Annotated in this window: 8 protein-coding genes; 3 read left to right on the top strand and 5 right to left on the bottom strand. The window is 70.9% G+C overall.

Annotated elements, in window-relative coordinates:
- Positions 1-137 precede the first annotated feature (137 nt).
- Positions 138-632, bottom strand: a complete 495-nt coding sequence (locus tag VR44_RS31580) for an HIT family protein (RefSeq protein WP_045951048.1) — start codon at positions 630-632, stop codon at positions 138-140.
- 307 nt (positions 633-939) lie between these two features.
- Between VR44_RS31580 and VR44_RS31575 the strand changes: the two genes are divergently transcribed.
- A complete protein-coding gene (locus VR44_RS31575; RefSeq protein ID WP_045951047.1) occupies positions 940-1707 on the top strand; it encodes an NAD(P)-binding domain-containing protein in 768 nt (255 codons plus the stop codon).
- A gap of 234 nt (positions 1708-1941) precedes the next feature.
- On the opposite strand, the gene VR44_RS31570 is transcribed toward VR44_RS31575, so the two are convergent.
- Genes VR44_RS31570 through VR44_RS31560 form a run of 3 tightly spaced genes read right to left on the bottom strand, consistent with a single transcriptional unit; the run spans position 1942 to position 3749 of the window.
- Complete coding sequence (locus VR44_RS31570; RefSeq protein WP_157880470.1) at positions 1942-2688, bottom strand: hypothetical protein; 747 nt, start codon at positions 2686-2688, stop codon at positions 1942-1944.
- Positions 2689-2732: 44 nt separating this feature from the next.
- The gene (locus VR44_RS31565) at positions 2733-3116 is read right to left on the bottom strand and encodes a nuclear transport factor 2 family protein (RefSeq protein WP_045951045.1); all 384 of its coding nucleotides are present in this window, start codon (positions 3114-3116) and stop codon (positions 2733-2735) included.
- Between the two features lie 60 nt (positions 3117-3176).
- Positions 3177-3749, bottom strand: coding sequence for a dihydrofolate reductase family protein (locus VR44_RS31560; RefSeq protein WP_045951044.1), 573 nt, complete (start codon positions 3747-3749; stop codon positions 3177-3179).
- Positions 3750-3951: 202 nt separating this feature from the next.
- Here VR44_RS31560 and VR44_RS31555 point away from each other — a divergent pair, with 202 nt between their 5' ends.
- Complete coding sequence (locus VR44_RS31555; protein ID WP_045951050.1) at positions 3952-4446, top strand: DinB family protein; 495 nt, start codon at positions 3952-3954, stop codon at positions 4444-4446.
- Positions 4447-4709: 263 nt separating this feature from the next.
- Positions 4710-5282: an SMI1/KNR4 family protein gene (locus VR44_RS31550; protein WP_245692616.1), complete on the top strand. Its 573-nt coding sequence runs from the start codon at positions 4710-4712 to the stop codon at positions 5280-5282.
- 99 nt (positions 5283-5381) lie between these two features.
- Here VR44_RS31550 and VR44_RS31545 read toward each other — a convergent pair whose 3' ends face one another.
- Positions 5382-6023, bottom strand: a complete 642-nt coding sequence (locus tag VR44_RS31545; protein WP_045951043.1) for a hypothetical protein — start codon at positions 6021-6023, stop codon at positions 5382-5384.
- Positions 6024-6036: the final 13 nt, after the last annotated feature.

Raw genomic sequence — 6036 nt, 5'->3', positions numbered from 1 at the left:
GCTCCCAACTCCCCGCCCCCCAGCGCCTCGCCGCCAGGACGCACAGCCGCCCCCGACGGGAGAAACGGCCACCGGCCCCGACGGCAAGCCGATCGTGCGGAACGCCTTGCAGCCCGCGCTCCCTCACGCAGGTCAGGTCAGCCGCCTCCGAGCCGACCCCGCGCCCGGACTGCCTCGCCCAGGTGCGCGGCCAGGGCCGCGGACTGGCCGGGTGGCGGGGTCAGCACCCCGTTCTCCGTCATCAGCGCGTGGAACTGCTGCTCCTCGTAGGGAACGCCGGGTGGCAGGGCGGCGATGTGCCAGTGGAGGTGCGCGTTGCCCTGCTGGCTGCCGAGCGAGTAGAGGTACGTACGTTCTGACCCGCACACGGATTCGACGGCGAGGGCAACCTCCCGGACGAACAGCATCAGCTGGCCGTAGGCCTCGTCGTCCAGATCCCGCACCACGTGCTCGACGTGCGCCTTCGGCGCGACGAGGACCTTCCCCGCCACCGTGGGCCACCTGTCCAGGAAGGCGATGTGGTCCTCATCCTCGAAGACCGTCTCGTGCCGGTAGTCGGGATCCCCGGCGAGGAACGCGCAGACGAAACAAGGCCCGCTCCGTGCCCGGCGCACGTAGGCATGGAGGTCCATCGGCTGTCGTTCCATCGGCACTCGCGCCCTCCGTAGGGAGGCACCAGTCTGCCGGGAACGGCAGAGTCCCGTCAGAGGTTCCAGGAACAGGACCCGTCCCTCCTTGCCGTCACCCGGGCTCAGGAAGCCCTCCCAACTCCTGACGAAATGGTCTCCTAGCTGGTTAGTTCACGCTGGGTCCGCTGTTTCGGGGTGCCGCTTCGCCGGGGTATACGCGATCTTTTCGCGTGCTGTTCACACCTACACTCGGTGGTAGCCCTCGTATCGAAGCGAGAGTCACTGCTGGTCGAGTTGATGGGAAGACACAGTGCAACGCATCGGGATCATCGGTGTGGGTGAGATCGGACGGGCTCTCGTGGATGGCCTGTGCGACGGCGTCGGGGAGCCGCCGGAGATCTACCTCTCACCACGAGGCGCCCGTACGGCAGCCGAACTGGCCCAGCGGTATCCGAACGATGTGCGGGTGTGCGCCGACAACCAGGACGTGGTGAACCGGTCCGATGTGGTGATCCTCGCCGTCCGTCCCCAGGACCGGGCCGAGGCTCTCGCTGGGCTCCGGATAGGCGGTGACAGGGTCGTGGTCAGTGTCTTGACCGGCGTCGCCATCAGCGAGCTACGCCGCACGTTGGGCACGGACGCTCCCGTGGTGCGTGCTATCCCGCTCCCCTCCGCACGCGAGCGCCGCTCCGTCACCGTGACCTGTCCTTCCCACCCGGCCGTGGATGACCTCTTCGGCGGCCTCGGAGGGACCCTCCCCGTCACGGACGAGGCGACCCTCAATACTTTCCAGGTACTGACGGGCACGCTGACCACCCATTACCGGTACCTGACCACGCTCGCCGACTGGGCTGCCAGGCAGGGCATTCCTGCTGAAAGCGCAGACCGCTACCTCCGTGGCCTCTTCCAGGGCGTCGGGCGGGCACTGGGCGACGACACGCGCTCGATGCAGCAACTCGCGAGCGACCACGAAACGCCGAAGGGGCTCAACGAGCGCCTTCGCACTACGTGGTTCGACCCGGTCAACGCTGAGGCCCTGACCAAGGCGCTCGACGCGCTCCTCGCTGACCTCGAGTAGTCACGTCGACAGGTTCGCGCGCCCTCCTCATGCCTGTTCAACGAGTCGGCAGAGTGAGCACAGGCGTCTCCAGCAGATCAGTGCGCACCCGAGGGCGAGGAAAGCCTCGTGAATGTCGTCGCGTATCTCCCAGCGGATCCGCAGGCGGCGAAACCAGCGCATGTGGGCGAACGCACGCACCGCGGTCTCCAGGTCATGCCGGAACCGAATCGGAGTGATCCAACACGCAGAAGATCATTTCGTTGGGAGTTCTTCGGAGCGGTCCGGGCACTGCTCGGCGAAGCCCTCCGAGACGGGTTGCCATGTGCCCCGATCCTCGCGCAGGCTCAGCCGGTCCGCTTCCCGCGCCGTCTCGATCAGCTGGGCCGTGGTCAGGGGGACGGCCGCGGTGAAGAGCTGCCCCAAGTGGTGGCAGTGCACCACCGGGCGGAGTCCCTCCGGGTACGGTTCGCCGGCGACCGCGAAGAGGTCGGGCAGGGTCCAGCCCAGCGGACCGGCCAGCGCGGCCAGTTGCTGCTGCCGATGCGGACTCGGGTCGCAGCGCCACACCATCGAGCGCAGCGTGCTGAGGGACAGCCCGAGGAACGGCAGTTCGCCGATGCCGAAGCCGCGATTGCGGAGCAACGCGCAGAGCAGGGCGGCCAGCCTGGTCTCGGGGGGCCGGTTCTTGCCCGGCCACCTCGGTTCCACGAAGGGCTCCGGAGCGGCGGGGCGAGGGAGCGAGCCGGTGAAGTCCACCAGCGCGGCGAGCTGGGAGTGGTCGCAGTGGCTGACGCGGTGGGCGAACTGCTTCATGACCTTCGCGTCACGCCCTGGAGGGAGGAGTTCCGCCGGGACGGGGCGGCCCGCGACCACGAGAAGGTCGGCGACCGGGATGCCGAGTTCGACGGCGAGTTCGCCCAGGTGACGAGGGTCCCTACCGGCTCCGCGCGAGAAGAGGCTGCTGAGGACGTCCGACCGGACCTCGCCGCTCCCTCCCACGCAGCGGGCACGCGGACCGGACCCCTGTGCGTGACGGTCCGTCATCATCCCTCGGCGGGAACGGGTGTCGCCTGGTGGTAGTACATTCGCCACTCGCCCTCCGCACCCCGCCTACGCCAGAGCGAGCTCCGTCGTGCCCGGTTTCCGTCGATCGTGGTCTCGTAGGTGAGGTGCACGAGGCCGGGTGCCAGTACGACACCGACCATCTCCGAGGGCTCGTAGCGCGGGCCGTCCTCTGCCGCACCAGTCATCTCCGGCAGCGCGGCGAGCATCTCCTCGTACGTCCACCGCCGGCCCGAGGCGCCCACCTCGACGAAGTGCGGGTCGAGCAGCTGCCGGGCCAGCGCCCGCGACATGCGCACGCTGGGGTCCATCAGACGCAACTCGCCCGCGATCGCTTCGCCCACCTCGTCGCCCATGCTGCCCATGCCCGCATTCTCCTCCAGGAGGCGCGGACCACCGCAACCGGGTTACGGCAGTCGATCCGCTCAGCGGACCACGTCGAAGACCTGCTTCTGCAGCCCGTTGGCGTAGGCCTCGTGCTCGACGAGCTTCAGCTTCTGGGTGTCCTTGTCGGTGGTGCTGAAGAGCCGCTTGCCCGCGCCGAGGAGGAGCGGGAAGACCAGCAGGTGGTAGCGGTCGATGAGGCCGGCGTCCGAGAGGGCGTGGTTCAGGGTGGCGCTGCCGTGGACGATGATCGGGCCGCCTTCGGTCTCCTTGAGCGCGGCGACCTCGTCGAGGGAGCGCAGGATCGTCGTCTCGCCCCAGTTCGTCACCAGGTCCTCCTCGCCGAGGGTGGTGGAGACGACGTACTTCGGCATCACCTTGTAGTCGGCGAAGTCGGCCATGTCGGGCCATACGGCGCTGAACGCCTCGTAGCTGGTGCGGCCCAGCAGCATCGCTGTGGCTTCCTTCTGCTCGGCCGCCTTGATGGCGAAGGCCTCGGGGAGGAACTCGATGTCCTTGAAGGTCCATCCGGCGTTGCGGTAGCCGGGCTCGCCGCCCGGGGCCTCGACGACGCCGTCGAGGGAGATGAAGGCGGTGCTGATCAGGGTTCGCATCTGAGGTCCTCGGTGTCTCGTGTGGTGATCGTCAACAGATCCGGCCGGTACGCGCGCGCCCGCCTCGCGGCCGCCGTGCACCAGTCATGATCTCTGACTGCCGCCCACGGAGAAACTCATCGGTCCCGCAGGCCCGACGCCGGGGGCAGGGAGACGGGTACTGACGGTTGAACCGGTCATCTACGGTTTCGTCATGACGACCATGGACCCCCGCCCGGATCTTCGGCCCCCCAGCCTGAACGCCGACGAGAAGACCACCCTCCTGACCTTCCTGGACTACCTTCGCGAGGCCGTCCTCGCGAAGGCGGACGGTGTCCCGGAGCCGGCGGTCCGCACGGCCGGTGTCCCTTCCGGGACCAGCCTGCTCCAACTGCTCAAGCACCTGACGGCGGTCGAGCTCAACTGGTTCGTCTGGGCCTACGCCGGCGCCGACCGCGAACAGTGGGAGGACGAGGCCGCGGTGTCCGCCGACGACACCGCCCCGGACTTGGCGCACGCCTATCGCGAGGCGATCGCCCGCGCCAACGAGGTCGCCCTCGCCTGCACCGACCTGGACCGGCCCGGCGCCCGCTCGCTGCGCGAGACCCCGCCGCCTTCGATGCGCTGGGTGCTGGTCCACATGATCGAGGAGACCGCCCGGCACGCCGGCCACGCGGACATCCTGCGCGAGCAGATCGACGGCTCGACCGGCCGGTGACGCGGGCTCGGTGGATCAGGTGCGATCGCACCTGGTCCACCGGTCATGCGGCCCTGACCACCCACGGCGACGACCACCCAACCCCTTGGGCGATCAGCTGGGCGCGGCGGCCGGTGGCTGAGCCGAAGCCCAGCCGGGTGTGCCGGTTGTTCCACCAGCACCAGCCCCGGGGCCCGTGCCGGCCGCCATGCCGGGAACGGCGACCGCCCCCGGGAACGGAACAGACCGGCTCCCCTCGCCGGGCATCAGGTAGCGTCCGCCGAGTGAATGCCCTCGACGCGCTCGTCCGCCTCTGTCCGCCGCCCGTGGATCCGCCCCCCGCAGTTGACTGGGCGAAGGCCGAGCGGGCCCTGGGCACGGGCCTGCCCGCCGACTACAAGCGGCTCGTCGGGACGTACGGTGCCGGCATCTTCGACGAAACGGTCCAGCTCCTCGTCCCCGACTCCGCCCACGACGACTTCGACCTGCTCGCGCTGACGGCGGAACGGGACGAGATCCTGGCCGGGCTCTGGGAGTACGAGGACCGGCCCCCCGGCCTGGAGGAGGCGGGGGCGAGGGTCCTGCCGTGGGCGGCTGAGGAGGGCACGGGGGCGTACCTGTACTGGCTGGCGCGCCCCGGCCGGCACCCCGACGAGTGGACCGTGCTCTACAACGAGGGGCGCGGCCCCCTCTGGGAGCACCACGACACCGGCTGCCTGGCCTTCCTGCTGGCGGTGCTGACGGGAACGGCGGAAACCGACTACTTCGGCCACCTCCACGAAGTGCTGAAGCCGACGCGGCACCGCTTCACGACCGCCGCCGAAACGCACGGGACGCCGTGTGCGGAGCGCGCGTAGGAAGCCGCAGCAGCAAGAGCGGGCCGGGGACGGCGCCTCGACGGGGCCGGCAGCCGGGGTGCCGAGCCGGAGCGGCCCCGCGTACCCCCGCCCCGCGTCCTACTGCCCCGTGCCCGCGCGGCGTCGGCGGTCGCTGGTGTGGCGGAGGCGGTCGGTCTCGTGGAGGAGGGCGGCGATACGGTCCGCGAGGGTGGGGTCGCCGGGGCGTACGTAGGGCTCGGCGGCGGTCAGCGGGTCCACCAGGTCGGCGGGGTCATCGCCGGCGAGAGCGGCGTGGACCCGGCCCAGGGACGCTCGTCCCGGGCCGTCGAGCGGGGTGAGGGCGGTGACCTGGCCGGCGAGCCGGCGCAGGTCGGCGGCGTGATCACGGGCCCAGGTGTCCACCGCGCGCTGGGCGGCGCGCCCGTCGCGGGTGGCCTGCACGCGCCGCAGGTAGCGGCGCTCGGCGGCCTGGCGGCTGGCCACGCCGAGCGGGGCGGCGAGGTCGGCCCAGCTGGCACCGGCGGCCCGGGCGGTCTCGATCAGCCCGCTCTCCCAGCCGGCGAGCTGCTCACGGACCTCGCGCAGGAGCAGCAGCGCGGCCAGGGCCTCACGCGGGTCGCTCGGCGCGTTGCCCGCCGGACCGTGGGCGTCCCCGAGCTCCCTCTCGATGGCGGCCAGGGCGGCCGCGGCGGCCAGGAAGGACGCCGGCGACCCGGCGGGCCGGCGGCCGGGTGAGGGAGACGGGGCAGCAGCGGGCACGACACCTCCAGAG

The organism is Streptomyces katrae, from assembly GCF_000966975.1.
In the GTDB taxonomy this organism is placed as follows: domain Bacteria; phylum Actinomycetota; class Actinomycetes; order Streptomycetales; family Streptomycetaceae; genus Streptomyces; species Streptomyces katrae.
Note: the sequence above shows the minus strand (reverse complement) of the source record. Positions and strands in the feature narration are given on the sequence as shown.